The organism is Pseudomonas sp. SCPG-7, assembly GCF_002156405.1.
Lineage (GTDB): Bacteria > Pseudomonadota > Gammaproteobacteria > Pseudomonadales > Pseudomonadaceae > Aquipseudomonas > Aquipseudomonas parakoreensis.
In genome coordinates, this window is sequence record NZ_MVOO01000001.1 from 189,764 (window position 1) to 209,335 (window position 19,572).

Below are 19,572 nucleotides of genomic sequence, written 5' to 3' on the forward strand. Positions count from 1 at the left end.
AATATTGGTATACCATAATACAAAATCAGCAAAGAGGTCACTATGAAGGCGTACTGGATTGCCCACGTGGATGTCGACGATGCCGAGCACTACAGCCAATACACCCAGCGCGCGCCGAAGGCGTTTGCCGAATTCGGCGCAAAGTTTTTGGCCAGAGGCGGGCGCAGCGAAGCACTGGAGGGCAGGCCTACTCCTCAGCGTAGCGTGGTGATCGAGTTCGAGAGCTACGAGCAGGCGCTGGCGTGCTACCACTCGGCGGCGTATCAGGAGGCGAAACGTTATCGCGAGGAATGGGCGCGGGCAGAAATCATCATCGTCGAGGGCCTGGCGCCGTAGCCATTGTAGGAGCTGCCGCAGGCTGCGATCTTTTGATCTTGTTTTTTAAAATCAAAGTCAAAAGATCGCAGCCTGCGGCAGCTCCTACAGGGGTGAGGTATCAGCGGATAAAGTGGATCTTGCCGCTGTCATCATTGCCCATGTAGATCCCATACACCCCGGCCTGACGTTCCTCGATATAGCGCTCGAGGATCTGCCGGATCGCCGGGTAGTAGATCTGCTCCCACGGAATGTCTTCAGGGGCAAAGAACTTGTAGTCGAGCGTCTCGGGCCCGTACTGCCCGGTGATCTCCAGCGCGATCGCGCGGAAGATGATGTACACCTCGCTGATCTTCGGCACGCTGAAGATCGAATACGGCGAGACGATTTCCGCACGTACGCCGCTTTCTTCCCAGACTTCGCGCAGGGCGGCCTGCTCGGTGGTTTCGCCGCTTTCCATGAAGCCGGCGGGCAGCGTCCAGGTGCCGGGGCGCGGCGGGATCGCCCGTTGGCACAACAGGTATTTGCCGTCCTGCTCGATGATGCAGCCGGCGATGATTTTCGGGTTCACATAGTGGATGTAGCCGCAGCCGCGGCACATCAGGCGCTCGTGCGTATCGCCCGGCGGTACCTGCTGACCGAGGTCAGGGCCACCGCATTTAGGGCAAAAGCTCGGGCTGAACATGTCAGTGACCTATGCGTGGTTCTTTCAGCGCGATCGGCAGGGTGATGTTCGGCGTGGCGCCGGTCTCTTCCTGTTTGCGCTTGAGGTAATCGAGGGCCACGGCAGCAGCCGCACGCACGTGATCGACGCAGGCCTGATGCGCCGCCAGCGCATCACCGCTCTTGATCGCCTCGACCATTTTTTCCATTTCGTGATTACTCGCGCCGCGCCGGTTTTCCTGGGACACCGAGGTCGCCCGCAGGTAGCTGATGCGCGCCTGCAACTGGCGCAACTGCGTGGCCGCAACATGGTTGCCCGAGCCTTCCAGCAATACGTCGTAGAAGCCCTGCACCGAGTCGATCACCTGTTGCAGTTCGCCGTCCTTTAGTGCCTTGCGGTTCTCGTCGAGGGCTTTTTCCAGGGCCTTGATGTCCTTGGCCTTGGCGCGCAGGGTGAACAGCTGGACGATCAGGCCTTCGAGCACGCAGCGCAGTTCATAGATGTCGACTGCATCGGCGAGGGTGATGATCGCTACGCGCGGGCCTTTGGCATCGGCGAATTCGACCAGTCCTTCGGACTCCAGGTGACGCAAGGCTTCACGCACCGACGTGCGACTGACACCGAGGCGATCGCACAGATCGCGCTCAACCAGACGATCGCCGGGCATGAGCTGGAAATTCATGATCGCGCTACGCAGTTTGTCCAGCACGATTTCGCGCAGGGTAACGGGGTTGCGATTGACCTTGAAGCTGTCGTCGAGTGGCTGGCGTTTCATGGGGTCCGCTCTTTAAGTTGGCTGTCCATGCCAGACGGGCATCTAAACAGCCGAGGGGTTAACTGGAGGCCTCGGCGTCGGCTTCGGCGAAGGCTTCACGGGCGAGCCGGAAACTGTCCACGGCTGCCGGGACGCCGCAATAAATACCGACCTGAAGCAGAATTTCGCGTATTTGCTCACGACTCAGGCCGTTACGCAAGGCGCCGCGCACATGCAGCTTGAGTTCGTGCGGGCGGTTGAGCGCCGAGATCATCGCCAGGTTGATCATGCTGCGCTCCTTGAGCGACAAACCCTCACGGCCCCAGACGTGGCCCCAGCAGTATTCGGTGACCATTTCCTGCAGTGGGCGGGTGAAGTCGTCGGCGTTCTCGATCGAGCGTTGCACGTAGGCTTCGCCCAGCACTTGGGTGCGGATCTTCAGGCCTTTTTCGTATTTTTCGTTACTCATATTCTTCGGCTCACCTCAATCCCGGTGGGAGCTGGCTTGCCAGCGATAGCGGTGGTTCAGTCAGCATTGATGTTGAATGTTCCGACGTCATCGCTGGCAAGCCAGCTCCCACAGGGTTTTGCATTGTTCTTTCAAGCCAGGGTCGGCAACGGCCCGAGCTTGCCTTTGTGATAAATCATCGGCGTCACCGGTTGCTCGGGCAGGATCAGGTTCTTCACCGCGCCGACAATGATCGCGTGATCACCACCGTCGTATTCACGCCACAACTCGCACTCGATGATCGCCGTGGCCTTGGCGAGGATCGGGTTACCCAGTTCGCTCAAGTGCCACTCGATGCCTTTGGCCTTGTCCTTGCCTTTGCCGGCGAAGGCGTAGGCCTCGGCGGTCTGCTCGGCGGACAGCAAATGGATCGCGAATTTCTGGCTGTCGCGCAGCACCGGGTAGGTGTCGGAGGCGTAGTTGGGGCAGAACAGCACCAGCGCCGGGTCAATCGACAGCGCACTGAAGGCGCTGGCGGTGATGCCGACGATGGCGCCATCCGGGTCGAGGGTGGTGACCACCGTGACCCCGGACGGAAACGAGCTCATGACGTCTTTGTAAATGCCGGGTTCGATCATGTCGCAGGACTCCTAGCGCATCACAAACGGGTCAGGCATCGGGGCCTGAGAGAGATTGATCCACACCGTTTTCAGTTCGGTGTAGGCCAGCACCGAATCGATGCCGCTTTCGCGTCCATAGCCACTGTTCTTGAAGCCGCCAATAGGCGCCATCGCCGATACCGCGCGGTAGGTGTTGACCCAGATGATCCCTGAGCGCACGTCCCGGGCCAGACGATGGGCGCGGCCCAGGTCGCGGGTCCAGATGCCGGCGGCAAGGCCGAACTGCGAGTCGTTGGCAATCGCCAGCGCTTCGGCTTCGTCCTTGAAGCGAATCACCGAAGCCACCGGGCCGAAGACTTCTTCTTGCATGATCTTCATCGAGTTGCGGTCGCACTCGAACAGCGTCGGCTCGTAGAACCAGCCGTCACCGAGGCCGGCCGGACGCTTGCCGCCGGTGCGCAACCGCGCGCCTTCAGCAATAGCGTCAGCCACCAGACCTTCGACCACCGCCAATTGCTGCGCGGTGGCCATCGGGCCCATTTCGCTGTGGTCTTCCTGCGGGTTGCCGATGCGGATGCGCTGGGCGCGTTCCACCAGGCGGTTGACGAACTCGTCATAGATTTCGTCCTGCACCAGCAGGCGCGAACCGGACACGCAGCTCTGGCCCGAGGCGGCGTAGATCCCGGCGATGGCGCCGTTGATCGCGCTGTCCAGATCGGCGTCGGCGAAGATGATGTTCGGCGATTTGCCGCCCAGTTCCAGCGACAGCTTGGCGAAGTTCTCGGCGCTGCTGCGCACCACGTGTCGGGCCGTGGCCGCGCCGCCGGTGAAGGCGATCTTGCGGATCAGCGGATGGCGGGTGAGGGCGGCGCCGGTGCTCGGGCCGTAACCGGTGACAACGTTGACCACGCCCGGTGGAATTCCGGCTTCCAGCGCCAGTCGCGCCAGTTCAAGGATGGTTGCCGAAGCGTGCTCGGACGGCTTGATCACAATCGTGTTGCCGGCGGCGAGGGCCGGCGCCAGTTTGATCGCGGTCAGGTACAGCGGGCTGTTCCAGGGAATGATCGCGGCGACCACGCCCATCGCTTCGTGCACGGTGTAGGCAAACAGGTCGGGCTTGTCCAGCGGCAGGGTGCCGCCTTCGAGCTTGTCGGCCAGACCTGCGGTGTAATGGAAAAACTCCGGCAGATAACCGACCTGACCACGGGTTTCGCGGATCAGTTTGCCGTTGTCGCGGCTTTCCAGCTGCGCCAGTTGTTCCTTGTTTTCTGCGATCAGGTCACCGAGCCGCCGCAGCAGTTTGCCGCGTGCGGTGGCGGTGAGGCCGCGCCAGGCCGGGCTGTCGAAGGCAGTCTGCGCCGCTTGCACGGCGCGTTCGACATCGGCTTCATCGGCGTCAGGCAGTTCGGCCCAGGCTTGCGCGCTGGCCGGGTTGAGGCTTTCGAAAGTCTTGCCGGAGAGGGCGTCGACCCATTCTCCGCCGATGCACATCTGGAAGCGTTGGAGTGTCATGCAACGATCCCCTTTATAGGGTTTTGTCGGGCGTGTGCGTAGTCGAGAAATTCCAGCAGCGTCTGGTTGACCAGGCGCGGCGACTCTACCGGCATCATATGCCGTTGCTCGGGCAGCACCGCAACCTTCGCACCGGGGATGCGCCGGGCCAGTTGCTCGGCCATTTCCGGCGTGGAACCGGGGTCCAATTCGCCGGTGGCGATCAGCGTCGGCGCCTGAATACTGCCGAGGTCGTCGGCGCGGTACATGTCCTGAGTGGCGAACAATTCATAGGTAGTCAGATAACCCTGCGGGTCGTTGCAGGCCAGGGTCTGACGAATGGCCGCGATCTGCGCCGGGTTCGCCGCCTGATATTCGCGGCTGAACCAGCGCGACAGCGCCGCTTCGGCATTGGCGTCCGGCCCGTGTTCGGCGGCCTGCGCGGTGCGGGCGATGACCCCGGCGCGTTGTTCTTCGCTGCGGTTGAACACGCTGTTGAGCACCACCAGGCTTTGCAGGCGCTCCGGGTAATGCAGGGCAAACGCCCGCGCCACCAGGCCACCCATGGAGAAACCGATCACCGCTGCCTGGGGCAGATTCAGGTGATCGAGCAGTTCCAGCAACTGATCGGCATAACCGAGCAGGCCGGTGCCGCTGGCCGGGCGCGGGCTGGCGCCATGGCCGAGCATGTCGTAGGCGATCACCTGGTATTGGGCAGACAGGCCAACGATCTGGCCGCCCCACATTTCTTTGTTCAGGCCCACGCCGTGGATCAAGACCACGGGCTGGCCTTGGCCGGTCGCCAGGTAACTGGTGCCAGCCGGGGTGAGTTCAGCGGTGAGCCGAATCATGGAGCGCTCCTGCAATGCCTTTTTATTGTGATTACTGGGCTTTTTCGGCGGCCAGTTCTTCCAGATCGATGTAGCGGTTGCCGATGCGCGGGTGCAGGCGACCACCGTCGGCGCACCCGAGCACCACGACGATTTCGTCGGCACGCGGCGCGTCTTCGATCTGCATTTCCAGGGTGATGTAGTGCGAGCGCAGCCCTTCGTCGTCCTTGTGCATCATCGGGATCTGGATCGACGTGCCCGGGCCGCCGCGCTTGTTGGTGAAGCTCAGGTAGCTCTTGGCCTTGACCGCTTCGCGGTAGTGGTTGCCGAAGCGCAGGGTGTGGATCACCGCCGAGGCGTGTTCGATTTCGCCGTCGGCGCCGACCACTGCCGCTTTACCGTAAGCCTCGATCTTCTCGGCACCGCCGATGATGCCCACCAGACGCTCGACCATCATTGCGCCGAGGTCGGAGCAGTTGGCGCGGATTTGCGGTTTCAGGTCCTCGACGAAGCCGTTGCCGACCCACGGGTTCTTCATCACCACGGCCAGGCCAACCATGGTCACTGGCTTGTCAGTGGCCTTGCCGCCTTCGATGAAGGTTTCTTCGACATAGCTGACGATCTTGCGAATTTCGAAACTCATGAGCTGCTCCGTAGGGGGATTGAGAGTGTCTGTGCGTCTGATGGTATACCATAATACCGATCGTGCAAGTCCCCCACGCAAGATTTGCTGCATCAATCCGGCGAATGGCGGTGTATTCGCCTGCCATCCTCATCAATCCGCCACGACGCGATATCGATGTAGGAGCTGCGACACGCTGCGATCTTTTGATCTTGTTTTTAAAAAACCGGATCAAAAGATCGCAGCGTGCCGCAGCTCCTACAGGGGGTTGTGTCGGGGTCATTTGGTTAACAAAAGATAACGTGGCACCGATTGTCAGACGTTTCCAAAGCCCGATAGGATGAGCCAGCTTCCCAAGGCGCTCTGGACTGCGGGTTTCACGGCTATGCTTGTGACCCATCAGTCACCACGAGCACCCTTGCGGCGCCCTAAGGCCCAATGGCCTAACAATAATAAATAGGGGAAGGTCTATGAGTCGTTGCCGCCCGCCGGCGTTACGCAACACCGCGTTGCTGGCCACAGCACTCACACTGCTGGGCTGTGCTGCCTTGTCGGCACCCGTTCTGGCCGCCGAAGCGCCCGCCGACGGGGTGTATTCCACCGAATCGGCCAAAGCCGCCAAAAGCCTGATACTCGATGTTGTCCACGCCGGCACCCGGTTGGTGGCGGTGGGTGATCGCGGGCACATTCTCTATTCCGATGACCAGGGCAAGACCTGGACCCAGGCCAAGGTGCCGACCCGGCAACTGCTGACGGCGGTGTACTTCGTCGACGACAAGCACGGCTGGGCGGTCGGCCACGACGCGCAGATCCTCGCCAGCGCTGACGGCGGCCTGACCTGGAGCAAACAGTTCGAAGACCTCAAGCGCGAAGCACCGCTGCTCGACGTCTGGTTCCAGGACGTCAACCACGGCGTCGCCGTAGGCGCCTACGGTGCCTTGCTGGAAACCACCGATGGCGGCAAGAACTGGCAGGACGTCAGCGACCGCCTCGACAACCAGGACCAGTTCCACCTCAACGCCATCGCGGCGGTCAAGGACACCGGGCTGTTCATCGTCGGCGAGCAGGGCAGCATGTTCCGCTCCCCGGACTGGGGCCAGACCTGGGAAAAACTCCAGGGCCCATATCAAGGCTCGCTGTTCGGCGTGATCGGCACCGCCCAGGCGCAGACCTTGTTGGCCTACGGCCTGCGCGGCAATCTCTATCGTTCCAGCGACTTCGGCAGCACCTGGCAGCAGGTCGAACTCAAAGCCGCGCGGGGTGCGCTGGAGTTCGGTCTGTCCGGCGCCACGCTGCTCACCGACGGCTCGATCGTGATCGTCGGCAACGGCGGCTCGGTGATCAGCAGCAGCGACAACGGCGAAACCTTCAGCGTGTTCAACCGCCCGGACCGCATTTCGCTGTCCTCGGTGACAGCGGCCGGCGACGGCAATCTGATTCTGACCGGGCAGGGCGGCGTGCACACCACGCAGCCCAACGGCGCCGAAATCAATAATAAGAAGGCGGGGCTATGACTTCCTTGAGCACTCATCATCAGGACAAGGCGACGTTCCTCGAACGTCTGATTTTCAACAACCGCCCGGCCGTGATCCTGATCTGCCTGGTGGTCAGCATTTTCCTGTTCTGGCAGGCCACGCTGATCCGGCCGTCCACCAGTTTCGAAAAAATGATCCCGCTCAAGCATCCGTTCATCGAGAAGATGATGGAGCACCGCAACGATCTGGCGAACCTGGGCAACACCGTACGGATTTCGGTGGAAGCCAAAGACGGCGACATCTTCTCCAAGGAGTACATGGAGACCCTGCGCCAGATCAACGACGAGGTGTTCTACATCTCCGGCGTCGACCGCTCCGGCCTCAAGTCGCTGTGGAGTCCGAGTGTACGCTGGACCGAAGTGACCGAAGAGGGTTTCGCCGGCGGGGAAGTGATTCCGCAGAGCTACGACGGCTCGCCGGACAGCCTCGACATGCTGCGCAACAACGTCCTCAAATCCGGGCAGGTCGGGCGCCTGGTGGCCAACGACTTCAAATCGAGCATCGTCGACATCCCGCTGCTGGAGTCCTACCCGGACCCGCAGGATCAGGGCAAGCTGCTGGCGCTGGACTACCGCCAGTTCTCCCATGAGCTCGAAGACAAGATCCGCAACAAGTTCGAAGCGCAGAACCCCAACGTCAAAATCCACATCGTCGGCTTCGCCAAGAAGGTCGGTGACCTGATCGACGGGCTGGTAATGGTGGTGATGTTCTTCGGCATCGCGTTCGTCATCACCCTGATCCTGTTGCTGTGGTTCACCAACTGCCTGCGCAGCACCATTGCGGTGTTGAGCACCACGCTGGTGGCGGTGGTCTGGCAACTGGGGCTGATGCACTTCTTCGGTTTCGGGCTGGATCCGTATTCGATGCTGGTGCCGTTCCTGATCTTCGCCATCGGCATTTCCCACGGCGTGCAGAAGATCAACGGCATCGCCCTGCAGTCGAGTGAGGCGGACAACGCTCTGACCGCGGCGCGGCGTACCTTCCGGCAACTGTTCCTGCCGGGGATGATCGCGATTCTCGCCGACGCCGTCGGCTTCATCACTCTGCTGATCATCGACATCGGCGTGATCCGCGAACTCGCAATTGGCGCGTCCATCGGCGTGGCGGTCATCGTGTTCACCAACCTGATCCTGCTGCCGGTGGCGATTTCCTATGTCGGCATCAGCAAGCGTGCGATTGCCAAGAGCAAGAAGGACGCGAACCGCGAGCACCCGTTCTGGCGCCTGCTGTCGAATTTCGCCAGCCCGAAAGTTGCCCCGGTTTCGATTGCTCTGGCGCTGCTCGCCTTCGGCGGCGGCCTCTGGTACAGCCAGAACCTGAAGATCGGCGACCTCGACCAGGGCGCGCCGGAGCTGCGTCCGGACTCGCGCTACAACAAGGACAACAACTTCATCATCAACAACTATTCCACCAGTTCCGACGTGCTGGTGGTGATGGTCAAGACCGCCACTGAAGGTTGCTCGCGCTACGAAGCGATGGCGCCGATCGACGAACTGATGTGGAAGATGCAGAACACCGAGGGCGTGCAGTCGGCGATCTCGCTGGTGACCGTATCCAAGCAGATGATCAAGGGCATGAACGAGGGCAACCTGAAATGGGAAACCCTGTCGCGCAACCCGGACGTGCTGAACAACTCGATCGCCCGCGCCGACGGCCTGTACAACAACAGCTGTTCGCTGGCGCCAGTTTTGATTTTCCTCAACGATCACAAGGCCGAAACCCTCGACCGCGCGGTGCATGCGGTGCAGGAATTCGCCAAGGCCAACAACAAGGACGGTCTGGAATTCATCCTCGCCGCCGGTAACGCCGGGATCGAAGCCGCCACCAACGAGGTGATCAAACAGGCCGAGCTGACCATCCTGATTCTGGTGTACATCTGCGTGGCGGTGATGTGCATGATCACCTTCCGTTCATGGGCGGCGACGCTGTGCATCGTCCTGCCGCTGGTGCTGACCTCGGTGCTGGGCAACGCGCTGATGGCGTTCATGGGCATCGGCGTCAAGGTCGCGACCCTGCCGGTGGTGGCACTGGGCGTGGGGATTGGCGTGGACTACGGCATCTACATCTACAGCCGTCTGGAGAGTTTCCTGCGCGCCGGTCTGCCGTTGCAGGAAGCCTATTACCAGACCCTGAAATCCACCGGTAAAGCGGTGCTGTTCACCGGCCTGTGCCTGGCCATCGGCGTGTGCACCTGGATCTTCTCGGCAATCAAGTTCCAGGCCGACATGGGCCTGATGCTGACCTTCATGTTGCTGTGGAACATGTTCGGTGCGCTGTGGCTGTTGCCGGCCCTGGCCAAGTTCTTGATCAAGCCGGAGAAACTGGCGGGGCAGAAGGGCAACTCGCTGTTTGCTCACTGATCCGGACGCCTGAAACGACAAAGCCGCAACCTCAGGGTTGCGGCTTTTTTATGAGTCAAGATCAAATGCCCCTCACCCTAGCCCTCTCCCAGAGGGAGAGGGGACTGACCGAGGTGTGCGGCTTGATACATCGACCTGGAAATACCGAATCGATTATGGATTCACAGCAAATCATGAGATTTGAGATACCAGCCGATTATGGATTCAAAGCAAATCGTTCACGTCGGTGTAGGTCGTCAATATTCCCGGATCGGTCCCCTCTCCCTCGGGGAGAGGGCTAGGGTGAGGGCAAGCGGTCTCAAGGCTTACGAAAGATCCGCCCCAAGCACAACACTCAACGCACTGCGCGCATCATCCAGCTGCACCAGCGTCGCGTGGCGGGCACCCAGTGCATCGCGGTTCTCGATCGCGGTAAGAATCGCCTTGTGCCGTGGCAACGCCAGCTCATGCAGATTCGGTCGCTGGTTGGAATGCTTCAACGCCTCGGCAATCGCCACCGAAAGCATGTTGCACAGGTTCGCCAGCAAATCGTTGTGCGTCGCATCGGCAATCCGGCTATGGAAGTCCAGGTCCGGTTGCAGCAAGGCCTCCGGGGTCGGCGCGGCTTCCATGCGTTGATAGGCCTCGCCGATGGCGGCGATGTCGGCCTCGGTCGCGTGCTGGGCGGCGAGGGCGGCAGCGGCCGGTTCGATGATGCTGCGCACGCTGGTCAGCACATTGAAGAATTCATTCTGCGGACTGCTTTGCATCAGCCAGTGCAGCACGTCCGGGTCGAGCATGTGCCATTCGCGGCGCGCCTTGACCACCGTGCCGACGCGTGGTTTGGAGTACACCAGCCCCTTGGCCACCAGCACTCGCGTGGCTTCGCGCAACACCGGGCGGCTGACCGCGTATTCCTCGCACAGCAGTGCTTCGGCGGGCAGTTTGTCGTCGGGCAAAAAACGTCCGGAGACGATCTGCATGCCCAGTTCCTGGACAATTCGCGAGTGCATGCTTTTACGGTCGGAAGGTTTGCGGTAATCCATGGGGAACGGCGCGATCCTGAGCGATGGAGATGCCGCGCATCATAGCAGGCACCAGACAATCTTGAGGTGGATACACAAAGCAAATGTGGGAGCTGGCTTGCCAGCGATGGCGGGGTGTCAGTCAACATGAATGTCAGCTGGCAGACCGTAATCGCTGGCAAGCCAGCTCCCACAGGGGTGACGGTGTTAGTGGGAATGGCGCGGCACTTCCGCCCCTCGGCAACCCACCAGGAAGTCGAAATCGCAACCCTGATCCGCCTGCAACACATGATCGATGTACAGCTGACGATAGCCGCCGACCAGTAGCTGCTGCGGTGGTTGCAGATCCGCCATGCGCGCCGCCAGTTCGGCATCCGGAATGTCCAGGTGCAAACGCCCGCTGGCGCAATCGAGCTCGATCCAGTCGCCTTCCTGCACCACCGCCAACGGCCCACCGGCAGCGGCTTCCGGGGCAACGTGCAAAACCACGGTGCCGTACGCCGTGCCGCTCATCCGTGCATCCGAGATGCGTACCATGTCGGTCACGCCTTGGGCCAGCAGCTTGGCCGGCAAGCCCATGTTGCCCACCTCGGCCATGCCTGGATAACCCTTCGGCCCGCAGTTTTTCATCACCAGAATCGAGTCTTTATCGACATCCAGCTCCGGATCATTGATCCGCGCCTTGTACATGTCGAAGTTCTCGAACACTACTGCGCGTCCACGATGCTGCATCAATTCCGGGGTCGCGGCGGACGGCTTGAGTACCGCTCCCAGCGGCGCCAGGTTGCCGCGTAACACGCAGATACCGCCGTCCGCGCGGATCGGATTGTCGAGGGTGCGGATCACTTCGTCCTCGCCATAGATCGGCGCGTCCTTGGTGTTCTCGCCCAGCGATTTACCGTTGACGGTCAGCGCGTTCGGATTGGGGATCAGATTGGCCTCACCGAGACGCCGCAGCACCGCCGGCAAACCACCGGCGTAGTAAAACTCTTCCATCAGGAAGCGCCCGGACGGTTGCAGGTCGACAATGGTCGGCATGCCGCGCCCGATGCGTGTCCAGTCGTCCAGATCCAGCTCGACGCCGATGCGCCCGGCGATGGCTTTCAGGTGAATCACCGCGTTGGTCGAACCGCCAATAGCCGCGTTGACCCGAATGGCGTTTTCAAAGGCTTCCTTGGTCAGGATCTTCGACAGGCGCAAGTCTTCGCGAACCATCTCTACCGCGCGCATGCCGGACATGTGCGCCAGCACATAACGCCGCGCATCCACCGCCGGAATCGCCGCGTTGTGCGGCAGGGACGTGCCCAGTGCTTCGGCCATGCAGGCCATGGTCGACGCGGTGCCCATAGTGTTACAGGTGCCCGCCGAGCGTGACATGCCGCCCTCGGCCGCGAGGAAGTCGTCAATGGTGATAGTGCCGGCCTTGACCTGTTCGCTGAGCTGCCAGACCACCGTGCCGGAGCCGATGTCCTTGCCCTTGTGCTTGCCGTTTAGCATCGGCCCGCCGGTGACGACGATCGCCGGCACGTCGCAACTGGCCGCGCCCATCAGTAGCGCCGGGGTGGTTTTGTCGCAGCCGGTCAGCAGCACCACGCCGTCAATCGGGTTGCCGCGAATCGCTTCTTCGACGTCCATGCTTGCCAGGTTGCGGGTGAGCATGGCGGTCGGGCGCAGGTTCGACTCGCCATTGGAGAACACCGGGAATTCCACCGGAAAGCCACCGGCCTCGATCACGCCGCGTTTGACGTGCTCGGCAATCTGGCGGAAATGCGCGTTGCACGGGGTCAGTTCCGACCAGGTATTGCAGATGCCGATGATCGGCTTGCCGTGGAACTGGTGGTCGGCGATGCCCTGATTCTTCATCCAGCTGCGGTACATGAAGCCGTTCTTGTCGGCCGTGCCAAACCATTGGGCGGAGCGCAGGGTGGGTTTCTTCTCAGACATGATCGATTCTCTTATTGTAAGACTATTGTTTGCGAGTCATGGCTAAACATAAGCGCAAAATCGCCGCTTTGGAAGTGTTGTTGGGTAATTAGTATTACTATATAGTCGTTTTCGACGGAGGGATTGGCCCTGGCGATTTTTCGCGAGAGGCGTCCCCCGAGGTTCTATAAAAACAACAATCGGAGACCGATCCCATGAGCCAGGAATTGCGGCTTATCCGCCGCATCACGCTGAAACTGATTCCCTTCCTGATCCTGCTGTACCTGATCGCCTATGTGGATCGCTCCGCCGTCGGCTTCGCCAAGCTGCACATGGGCGCTGACATCGGCATCGGTGATGCGGCCTACGGTCTCGGTGCCGGGCTGTTTTTCATTGGCTACTTTCTTCTCGAAATCCCCAGCAACCTGATGCTCGAACGCTTCGGTGCGCGGCGCTGGTTCGCGCGGATCATGATCACCTGGGGCGCGATCACCATCGGCATGGCGTTCGTCCAGGGCCCGCACAGTTTCTACGTGATGCGCTTTCTGCTCGGCGCGGCGGAGGCGGGGTTCTTCCCCGGTGTTCTGTACTACATCACCCAATGGTTCCCGGTGCGCCATCGCGGCAAGATCCTCGGCCTGTTCATCCTTTCGCAACCGATTGCGATGATGATCACCGGCCCGGTGTCCGGCGGCTTGCTCGGCATGGACGGCATCCTCGGGCTGCACGGCTGGCAGTGGCTGTTCATCGTCATCGGCACCCCGGCGATCCTGCTGACCTGGCCAGTACTGCGCTGGCTGCCCGATGGCCCGCAAAACGTGAAGTGGATGGATCGGGCCGAGAAGGACTGGCTGACCGGCGAACTGAAAAAGGATTTGCAGGAATACGGCCAGACCCGTCACGGCAACCCGCTGCATGCACTCAAGGACAAACGCGTGTTGCTGCTGGCGCTGTTCTACCTGCCGGTGACTCTGAGCATTTACGGCCTCGGCCTGTGGCTGCCGACGCTGATCAAACAGTTCGGCGGCAGCGATCTGGTCACCGGTTTCGTCTCGTCGGTGCCGTACATCTTCGGCATCGTTGGTCTGCTGATCGTGCCACGCAGCTCCGACCGCATGAACGATCGCTACGGCCACCTGGCGGTGCTCTATGTGCTGGGTGCACTGGGCCTGTTTTTCAGCGCCTGGCTGACCCTGCCGGTGGCGCAACTGGCGGCGCTGTGTCTGGTGGCGTTCGCGCTGTTTTCCTGCACGGCGGTGTTCTGGACCTTGCCCGGGCGGTTCTTTGCCGGCGCGAGTGCGGCAGCGGGGATCGCCTTGATCAACTCGGTGGGCAACCTCGGTGGTTACATCGGGCCGTTCGTGATTGGCGCATTGAAGGAATACACCGGGAATCTGGGTTCGGGGTTGTATTTCCTCAGCGCAGTGATGGTGTTCGGTTTGATTTTGACCGGCGTGGTTTACCGCGTGCTTGAGCGCAAACACGTCCTGCCAACCGAGCAATTCGCCGCCAGCGCACGCAGCGCCACCCGCACCTGATATCAAACGAACCATCACCGCAAACCCTGTGGGAGCTGGCTTGCCAGCGATGGCGGCGGCACATCCAACATAGCGGTATCTGACAGATTGCTATCGCTGGCAAGCCAGCTCCCACAGGGTTTTGCAGTGTTTCGAAGTTTTGTTTACAGGAGAAATTTATGCATCTGGTTCAATTCGAATTGATCAACGGCGAGCGCCGAGTCGGTATGGTCGACAACGGTCTGATCCGCGAAGTGCAGGACGCCCGCAGCGTACGCGATCTCGCGCTGGCCGCGATTGAGGCCGGCAACACTCTGGAGCAGCAAGTACAAACCCACGGCCTGGGCATCAGTCATGACTATGCGCAGTTGCTCAAAGACCGGCGCATCCTGCCGCCGCTGGATCACCCGGACCCGGCGCACTTGCTGGTCAGCGGTACCGGCCTCACGCATTTGGGCAGCGCCTCGGCGCGGGACAAGATGCACCAGCAGGTCGGCGACGAAGCGCAAATGACCGACACCATGCGCATCTTCAAATGGGGCGTGGAGGGTGGTAAACCGGCGGCGGGGCAGACGGGCGTGCAGCCGGAATGGTTCTACAAGGGCGACGGCAGCATCGTCGTGCGTCCGGGCGAAGCCTTCCCGTTGCCACCGTTTGCCGAGGATGCCGGCGAGGAACCGGAGATGGCCGGGCTCTACGTCATTGGCCACGACGGCAAACCCTATCGCCTCGGTTTCGCCGTGGGTAACGAGTTCTCCGATCACGTCATGGAGCGCAAGAACTACCTGTACCTGGCCCACTCAAAACTGCGCAGTTGCAGCTACGGCCCGGAACTGCGCACCGGTGAATTGCCTCAACATCTGGCCGGCAGCAGTCGCATCCTGCGTAACGGCGAAGTGCTGTGGCAAAACGAATTTCTCAGCGGCGAAGCCAACATGTGCCACAGCCTCGCCAACCTTGAATACCACCACTTCAAATACCGTCAGTTCCTGCGTCCGGGCGACGTGCACATTCATTTTTTCGGCACCGCGACCCTGTCGTTCGCCGATGGCATCCGCACCCAACCGGGCGACCAGTTTGAAATCAGCCAGGCCGAATTCGGCGCACCGCTGGTCAACGGCATCGCGCCGGCAGCAGCGGCCTTTCAACCGGACAGCATCGGCACCCTTTAAGGAGCTCCCATGACGCAGATTCTTGGACACAACTTCATTGGCGGACAGCGCAGCGCAGCGGGCAACGTGACACTGCACAGCGTCGACGCAACCACTGGCGAACAGCTGCCGTACGCATTCATTCAAGCGACTGAAGCCGAAGTCGATGCCGCCGCCAAAGCCGCCGCCGCAGCGTACCCGGCCTATCGCAGCCTCAGCGCCGAACGTCGCGCGCAATTTCTCGACGCGATTGCCGATGAACTGGATGCCTTGGGTGATGATTTCGTCGCGCTGGTCTGCCGCGAAACCGCGCTGCCGACGGGGCGGATTCAGGGCGAGCGCGGGCGTACCAGCGGGCAGATGCGCCTGTTCGCCAAAGTCCTGCGGCGCGGAGATTTCTACGGTGCGCGAATCGATTTGCCGTTGCCGGATCGTCAGCCATTGCCGCGTCCAGATCTGCGCCAATACCGCATTGGCCTCGGCCCTGTCGCAGTGTTCGGTGCGAGCAACTTCCCGCTGGCGTTCTCGACGGCCGGTGGCGACACCGCTGCGGCGCTGGCCGCCGGCTGCCCGGTGGTGTTCAAGGCGCACAGCGGCCACATGGCAACCGCTGAACTTGTTGCCGACGCACTGATTCGTGCCGCCGAAAAAACCGCGATGCCGGCAGGCGTGTTCAACATGATCTACGGCGGTGGCGTCGGTGAATGGCTGGTCAAGCATCCGGCGATCCAGGCAGTGGGTTTTACCGGTTCGCTCAAGGGCGGTCGGGCACTCTGCGACATGGCAGCGGCGCGGCCGCAACCGATTCCGGTGTTCGCCGAAATGTCGAGCATCAACCCGGTGATCGTTCTGCCTCAAGCCTTGGCTGAGCGCTCGCAAGCCATCGCCCGCGACCTGACCGCCTCGGTGGTGCAGGGCTGCGGTCAGTTCTGTACCAATCCGGGTTTGGTCATTGGTATTCGCTCGCCGCAGTTCAGCGCCTTCGTCCAGCAAGTCGCCGGGCTGATTGGCGACCAACCGGCGCAAACCATGCTCAACGCCGGCACCCTTGGCAGTTACGGCAAAGGTCTGCAAAAGTTACTGGCACATTCCGGCATCGAGCATCTGGCGGGTAATCCGCAACAGGGCAATCAGGCGCAGCCACAACTGTTCAAGGCCGATGTCAGCCTGTTGATCAACGGCGATGAAGTGCTGCAGGAAGAAGTGTTCGGCCCGACCACGGTGATCGTCGAAGTGGCGGACAAGGCCGAGCTCAGCGCGGCGCTGCAGGGGCTGCACGGCCAACTGACGGCGACGATGATCGGCGAGCAGGCTGACTTCGAACGCTTCCCGGAACTGACGCCGCTGCTCGAACAGAAAGTCGGACGAATCCTGCTCAATGGTTATCCAACGGGTGTGGAGGTGTGTGATTCGATGGTGCACGGCGGGCCGTATCCGGCGACTTCCGATGCGCGCGGTACCTCGGTGGGGACGCTGGCGATCGATCGGTTCCTGCGCCCGGTATGCTTCCAGAATTACCCCGATAGCTTGCTGCCGGAACCGCTGAAAAACGCCAACCCGTTGCGCATTCAACGGCTGGTAGACGGCAAGCCCTCGCGCGACGCGTTGTAACGGTCCGCCAATTTCCCTGTGGGAGCTGGCTTGCCAGCGATGAGGACGGCACATTCAACATTGATGTGTCTGACAAATTGCCATCGCTGGCAAGCCAGCTCCCACAGGGTCCTGCGTCAACAATGAGCTATCATTGCCGGTTTCCCTCCCTGAAAGACTTGATTGCCATGACTGCCCAAACCCTTCTCAACGCCCTCGAACACTGCGGCATGGTCGAAATCGATGGCTTGCACGCCTTCGAATTCGCCCTCGACGAAGACGACAACCTGCACATTGAATGCATCGACGGCCGAGAGGCCAAGCATTGGGAATTCACGCCGGCTCAGGTTGAAGCAGCGACGTTTGACGAAGACCTGCAGAGCTGGCTGATCATTGGCTACGCCAGCGACACCAAGACCACTGGCGAACACCGTCTGGTGTGCCTCGGTGATGTGCTCAGCAGCAGCGACGACGAGGATGACAATTAATGAACATGCGTAAATTCTGGCCATTGCTGATGGCTGGCAGCGTCGGTGCGATGGGCCTGTCCAGTGCCAGCGCCGAGAGCTATCAATTGCTGGTCGGCTCCTACACCGCCGGCACCAGCCAGGGCATCTATCGAATGAATTTCGACAGCGCCACAGGCCAGATCGCCGCCAAGCCGCTGCAAGTGGTGAAGAGCGAAAACCCGTCATGGCTGACCTTGTCCAAAGACCAGAAGCAGCTGTTCGTGGTCAATGAAAACGGTCCCGGCCAGAAAGACCCGGTCGGCCGCGTCAGCAGCTATTCGATCGATCCCAAGACCCACGTCCTGACGCTGATCAATCAAGTGCAGAGCCTGGGCAACGAGCCGACCCATTCGAGCCTCAGCGGCGATGCCAGCCATCTGTTCGTCAGCAACTATTCGGTGGTCGAAGATCCGGGCGGCACCCTCGCGGTGTTGCCGGTCGGTGCCGATGGCAAACTCAAACCGGTGGTGCAGATGAGCGCGCACCCGGCGAGCCGGGTCAACCCCGAGCGTCAGGCCTCGAACCACGTGCACTCGACGGTGTCCTCGCCGGATGGCCGCTACGTGTTCTCCAACGACCTGGGGGCGGACAAGGTCTTCATTTATCAGTTCGACCCGAAAGCCAACCCGGAGCTGCCGTTGACCCCGGCGAAAACTGCTTCGGTGAGCCTGCCGGCCGGCAGCGGCCCGCGTCACTTGCTGTTCAGCGCGGACGGTAAACATGCCTGGCTGACCATGGAAATGAGCGCGCAGGTCGCGGTGTTCGACTACCACGATGGCGTGCTGACCCAGACGCAACTGGTCGATCTGGCCGCCGGTCAGCCGACTTCGGACAAAGCCGCCGCCGCGCTGCATGCCTCGGCCGATGGCAAGTTCCTCTACGTCAGCAACCGTGGTACCGCCAATCAGCTACTGGTTTTCAGTATCGATCCGGCAACCGGCCAGCTCAAGGAACTGCAAAAACGTTCAGTGGAAGGCGATCACCCGCGCGAATTCAGCCTCGATCCAAGTGGCAAATTCCTGCTGATCGCCAACCAGAAGAGCAACGAAATTGTCGTCGTCGAGCGCGACGCCAAGGCCGGTCTGCTCGGCAAAACCGTGCAGAAACTGCCGATGGACGCGCCCAGTGACCTGAAGTTTATCGTGCGACAATAAGCCACAGGCCCCGGTTTACGGGGCCTGTCTCTTTGTATTAATCGCGCTGATATCCGGTAATGCTACAAAGCATTTCAAGCGATCAACCCTCGAGCGTTAAGTTTGCTTCACGGCCCAACCGGGCAAAGCAAGCCAACCGAACACGAGGGTTACCGCCATGAACTTCAATCTCTTCTCCGTCATCGCCGCTTCCGCCATCTCTGCCACCGTTGCATTGCCAGCCAGTGCCAACGTTGAAATCGCCAGCAAAAAATCCCACACCCAGAGCTACACCCAGAAATACCTGCAACAGAGCGCCAACTTCTACGCCGCTCTGGATCACAAAGCCCAACACTGAAATGCCCGCTTCGAACAACTCCCTGTAGGAGCTGCCGAAGGCTGCGATCTTTTGATCTTCAACGTCAAAAAATCGCAGCCTTCGGCAGCTCCTACACGTATGCGTGATCAAAAAATCTCCGCTCGATAGGTTTTCTCCAACGCTGAGATAGACGGCCTAAATAATCAACGAAGCTGATGTTTACTATGGCAAACCCTGAGTGGTTACCACGGCTTTTTTGATTGATCCTGACGGCACTGAAACATGCCCACGGAGCACATCATGGCCAGTTCAATCATCACCTCAGCCAAGCGCGGCGCCTACCTGGCCATCGGTCTTTACCTGGCCCTGGTGCTGTTCGTCAGCATCGCTGCGCAAACCCAACACAGCTTCGACGCACCGATCGAGGTCGCACACCCCGGCATCCAGTTCGAACACCGCGCAGACGTGCTGGTTGATCGTGCTGAACTCGCAGGAGTGAGCGGCGCATGAAAGGCTACAGACTCTGGGTCATCGCCGGACTGGCACTGATGACCAATGGCGCGGCGTTACTCGGCTTCGGCCAGGGTTCGGTGGGTGCGCTGGCGCGGGCCATAGAGGCCAATCACAGCATTGCGCACAATATCGAACGGGCCAATTCGCAGGGGTTGCTGGCCGGTAATCCGCCGATCAAGGCTGAGGTCGATTTTCTTGGGCCGTTTGAAGTGGATTGCATGGCGTTGGGCATGTGCGATGCTCTTGCATAACCTGTGGCGAGGGAGCTTGCTCC

General features: G+C 60.9%; 20 protein-coding genes. 11 read left to right on the plus strand and 9 right to left on the minus strand.

The window, feature by feature from the left end; genetic code table 11:
* The first annotated feature begins 42 nt into the window (after positions 1–42).
* Complete coding sequence (locus tag B1722_RS00995) at positions 43–336, plus strand: DUF1330 domain-containing protein (RefSeq protein WP_086790932.1); 294 nt, start codon at positions 43–45, stop codon at positions 334–336.
* 100 nt (positions 337–436) lie between these two features.
* Here the strand turns inward: B1722_RS00995 and B1722_RS01000 are convergent, their stop codons facing one another.
* From B1722_RS01000 to B1722_RS01030, 7 genes are all read right to left on the minus strand, one after another.
* Positions 437–1,000 carry an NUDIX hydrolase gene (locus B1722_RS01000; RefSeq protein WP_041062549.1) on the minus strand — a complete coding sequence of 188 codons (564 nt, stop codon included), beginning with the start codon at positions 998–1,000 and terminating at the stop codon, positions 437–439.
* Position 1,001: 1 nt separating this feature from the next.
* Positions 1,002–1,754: a GntR family transcriptional regulator gene (locus B1722_RS01005; RefSeq protein ID WP_086790933.1), complete on the minus strand. Its 753-nt coding sequence runs from the start codon at positions 1,752–1,754 to the stop codon at positions 1,002–1,004.
* Between the two features lie 58 nt (positions 1,755–1,812).
* Positions 1,813–2,202: a carboxymuconolactone decarboxylase family protein gene (locus B1722_RS01010; protein WP_007968634.1), complete on the minus strand. Its 390-nt coding sequence runs from the start codon at positions 2,200–2,202 to the stop codon at positions 1,813–1,815.
* Positions 2,203–2,333: 131 nt separating this feature from the next.
* Complete coding sequence (locus B1722_RS01015; RefSeq protein ID WP_041062538.1) at positions 2,334–2,819, minus strand: flavin reductase family protein; 486 nt, start codon at positions 2,817–2,819, stop codon at positions 2,334–2,336.
* A 12-nt stretch (positions 2,820–2,831) separates the two neighbouring features.
* On the minus strand, positions 2,832–4,313 hold the full coding sequence (locus B1722_RS01020; RefSeq protein ID WP_086790934.1) for an aldehyde dehydrogenase: 1,482 nt from the start codon (positions 4,311–4,313) through the stop codon (positions 2,832–2,834).
* The gene (locus tag B1722_RS01025) at positions 4,310–5,143 is read right to left on the minus strand and encodes an alpha/beta fold hydrolase (RefSeq protein WP_086790935.1); all 834 of its coding nucleotides are present in this window, start codon (positions 5,141–5,143) and stop codon (positions 4,310–4,312) included. The genes B1722_RS01020 and B1722_RS01025 overlap by 4 nt, the downstream gene beginning before the upstream one ends.
* A gap of 31 nt (positions 5,144–5,174) precedes the next feature.
* Positions 5,175–5,765 carry an amino acid synthesis family protein gene (locus B1722_RS01030; RefSeq protein ID WP_007968626.1) on the minus strand — a complete coding sequence of 197 codons (591 nt, stop codon included), beginning with the start codon at positions 5,763–5,765 and terminating at the stop codon, positions 5,175–5,177.
* A 449-nt stretch (positions 5,766–6,214) separates the two neighbouring features.
* Between B1722_RS01030 and B1722_RS01035 the strand changes: the two genes are divergently transcribed.
* The gene (locus B1722_RS01035) at positions 6,215–7,258 is read left to right on the plus strand and encodes a YCF48-related protein (RefSeq protein WP_086790936.1); all 1,044 of its coding nucleotides are present in this window, start codon (positions 6,215–6,217) and stop codon (positions 7,256–7,258) included.
* Positions 7,255–9,639: an RND family transporter gene (locus B1722_RS01040; protein WP_086790937.1), complete on the plus strand. Its 2,385-nt coding sequence runs from the start codon at positions 7,255–7,257 to the stop codon at positions 9,637–9,639. Before B1722_RS01035 ends, B1722_RS01040 begins: the two co-directional genes overlap by 4 nt.
* A gap of 305 nt (positions 9,640–9,944) precedes the next feature.
* On the opposite strand, the gene B1722_RS01045 is transcribed toward B1722_RS01040, so the two are convergent.
* Together B1722_RS01045 and B1722_RS01050 are read right to left on the minus strand one after the other, a co-directional pair.
* Positions 9,945–10,664, minus strand: a complete 720-nt coding sequence (locus B1722_RS01045; protein WP_041062520.1) for a FadR/GntR family transcriptional regulator — start codon at positions 10,662–10,664, stop codon at positions 9,945–9,947.
* Between the two features lie 186 nt (positions 10,665–10,850).
* Positions 10,851–12,587: an IlvD/Edd family dehydratase gene (locus B1722_RS01050; protein ID WP_027613081.1), complete on the minus strand. Its 1,737-nt coding sequence runs from the start codon at positions 12,585–12,587 to the stop codon at positions 10,851–10,853.
* Between the two features lie 194 nt (positions 12,588–12,781).
* Between B1722_RS01050 and B1722_RS01055 the strand changes: the two genes are divergently transcribed.
* The 8 genes from B1722_RS01055 to B1722_RS01090 all read left to right on the plus strand — a co-directional run bounded on the left by B1722_RS01055 (position 12,782) and on the right by B1722_RS01090 (position 19,549).
* Positions 12,782–14,104: an MFS transporter gene (locus B1722_RS01055; RefSeq protein ID WP_041062509.1), complete on the plus strand. Its 1,323-nt coding sequence runs from the start codon at positions 12,782–12,784 to the stop codon at positions 14,102–14,104.
* A 158-nt stretch (positions 14,105–14,262) separates the two neighbouring features.
* Positions 14,263–15,255 carry an AraD1 family protein gene (araD1, locus tag B1722_RS01060; RefSeq protein WP_086790938.1) on the plus strand — a complete coding sequence of 331 codons (993 nt, stop codon included), beginning with the start codon at positions 14,263–14,265 and terminating at the stop codon, positions 15,253–15,255.
* Positions 15,256–15,264: 9 nt separating this feature from the next.
* Entirely contained in the window at positions 15,265–16,845 is a 1,581-nt protein-coding gene (locus B1722_RS01065) for an aldehyde dehydrogenase (NADP(+)) (protein WP_041062504.1), read from the plus strand.
* Positions 16,846–16,967: 122 nt separating this feature from the next.
* Positions 16,968–17,312, plus strand: a complete 345-nt coding sequence (locus B1722_RS01070) for a DUF5629 family protein (RefSeq protein WP_174376873.1) — start codon at positions 16,968–16,970, stop codon at positions 17,310–17,312.
* Positions 17,312–18,487 carry a lactonase family protein gene (locus B1722_RS01075; protein WP_086790939.1) on the plus strand — a complete coding sequence of 392 codons (1,176 nt, stop codon included), beginning with the start codon at positions 17,312–17,314 and terminating at the stop codon, positions 18,485–18,487. The genes B1722_RS01070 and B1722_RS01075 overlap by 1 nt, the downstream gene beginning before the upstream one ends.
* A 157-nt stretch (positions 18,488–18,644) precedes the next feature.
* Positions 18,645–18,824, plus strand: coding sequence for a hypothetical protein (locus B1722_RS01080; RefSeq protein ID WP_041062495.1), 180 nt, complete (start codon positions 18,645–18,647; stop codon positions 18,822–18,824).
* Positions 18,825–19,085: 261 nt separating this feature from the next.
* Positions 19,086–19,295, plus strand: coding sequence for a hypothetical protein (locus B1722_RS01085; RefSeq protein ID WP_041062492.1), 210 nt, complete (start codon positions 19,086–19,088; stop codon positions 19,293–19,295).
* Positions 19,292–19,549 carry a hypothetical protein gene (locus B1722_RS01090; protein ID WP_041062489.1) on the plus strand — a complete coding sequence of 86 codons (258 nt, stop codon included), beginning with the start codon at positions 19,292–19,294 and terminating at the stop codon, positions 19,547–19,549. The genes B1722_RS01085 and B1722_RS01090 overlap by 4 nt, the downstream gene beginning before the upstream one ends.
* Positions 19,550–19,572: the final 23 nt, after the last annotated feature.

Coding starts and splice junctions, on each gene's coding strand:
- B1722_RS00995 (WP_086790932.1), top strand. CDS start 43: ATGAAGGCGTACTGGATTGCCCACGTGGATGTCGACGATGCCGAGCAC.
- B1722_RS01000 (WP_041062549.1), bottom strand. CDS start 1,000: ATGTTCAGCCCGAGCTTTTGCCCTAAATGCGGTGGCCCTGACCTCGGT.
- B1722_RS01005 (WP_086790933.1), bottom strand. CDS start 1,754: ATGAAACGCCAGCCACTCGACGACAGCTTCAAGGTCAATCGCAACCCC.
- B1722_RS01010 (WP_007968634.1), bottom strand. CDS start 2,202: ATGAGTAACGAAAAATACGAAAAAGGCCTGAAGATCCGCACCCAAGTG.
- B1722_RS01015 (WP_041062538.1), bottom strand. CDS start 2,819: ATGATCGAACCCGGCATTTACAAAGACGTCATGAGCTCGTTTCCGTCC.
- B1722_RS01020 (WP_086790934.1), bottom strand. CDS start 4,313: ATGACACTCCAACGCTTCCAGATGTGCATCGGCGGAGAATGGGTCGAC.
- B1722_RS01025 (WP_086790935.1), bottom strand. CDS start 5,143: ATGATTCGGCTCACCGCTGAACTCACCCCGGCTGGCACCAGTTACCTG.
- B1722_RS01030 (WP_007968626.1), bottom strand. CDS start 5,765: ATGAGTTTCGAAATTCGCAAGATCGTCAGCTATGTCGAAGAAACCTTC.
- B1722_RS01035 (WP_086790936.1), top strand. CDS start 6,215: ATGAGTCGTTGCCGCCCGCCGGCGTTACGCAACACCGCGTTGCTGGCC.
- B1722_RS01040 (WP_086790937.1), top strand. CDS start 7,255: ATGACTTCCTTGAGCACTCATCATCAGGACAAGGCGACGTTCCTCGAA.
- B1722_RS01045 (WP_041062520.1), bottom strand. CDS start 10,664: ATGGATTACCGCAAACCTTCCGACCGTAAAAGCATGCACTCGCGAATT.
- B1722_RS01050 (WP_027613081.1), bottom strand. CDS start 12,587: ATGTCTGAGAAGAAACCCACCCTGCGCTCCGCCCAATGGTTTGGCACG.
- B1722_RS01055 (WP_041062509.1), top strand. CDS start 12,782: ATGAGCCAGGAATTGCGGCTTATCCGCCGCATCACGCTGAAACTGATT.
- araD1 (WP_086790938.1), top strand. CDS start 14,263: ATGCATCTGGTTCAATTCGAATTGATCAACGGCGAGCGCCGAGTCGGT.
- B1722_RS01065 (WP_041062504.1), top strand. CDS start 15,265: ATGACGCAGATTCTTGGACACAACTTCATTGGCGGACAGCGCAGCGCA.
- B1722_RS01070 (WP_174376873.1), top strand. CDS start 16,968: ATGAGCTATCATTGCCGGTTTCCCTCCCTGAAAGACTTGATTGCCATG.
- B1722_RS01075 (WP_086790939.1), top strand. CDS start 17,312: ATGAACATGCGTAAATTCTGGCCATTGCTGATGGCTGGCAGCGTCGGT.
- B1722_RS01080 (WP_041062495.1), top strand. CDS start 18,645: ATGAACTTCAATCTCTTCTCCGTCATCGCCGCTTCCGCCATCTCTGCC.
- B1722_RS01085 (WP_041062492.1), top strand. CDS start 19,086: ATGGCCAGTTCAATCATCACCTCAGCCAAGCGCGGCGCCTACCTGGCC.
- B1722_RS01090 (WP_041062489.1), top strand. CDS start 19,292: ATGAAAGGCTACAGACTCTGGGTCATCGCCGGACTGGCACTGATGACC.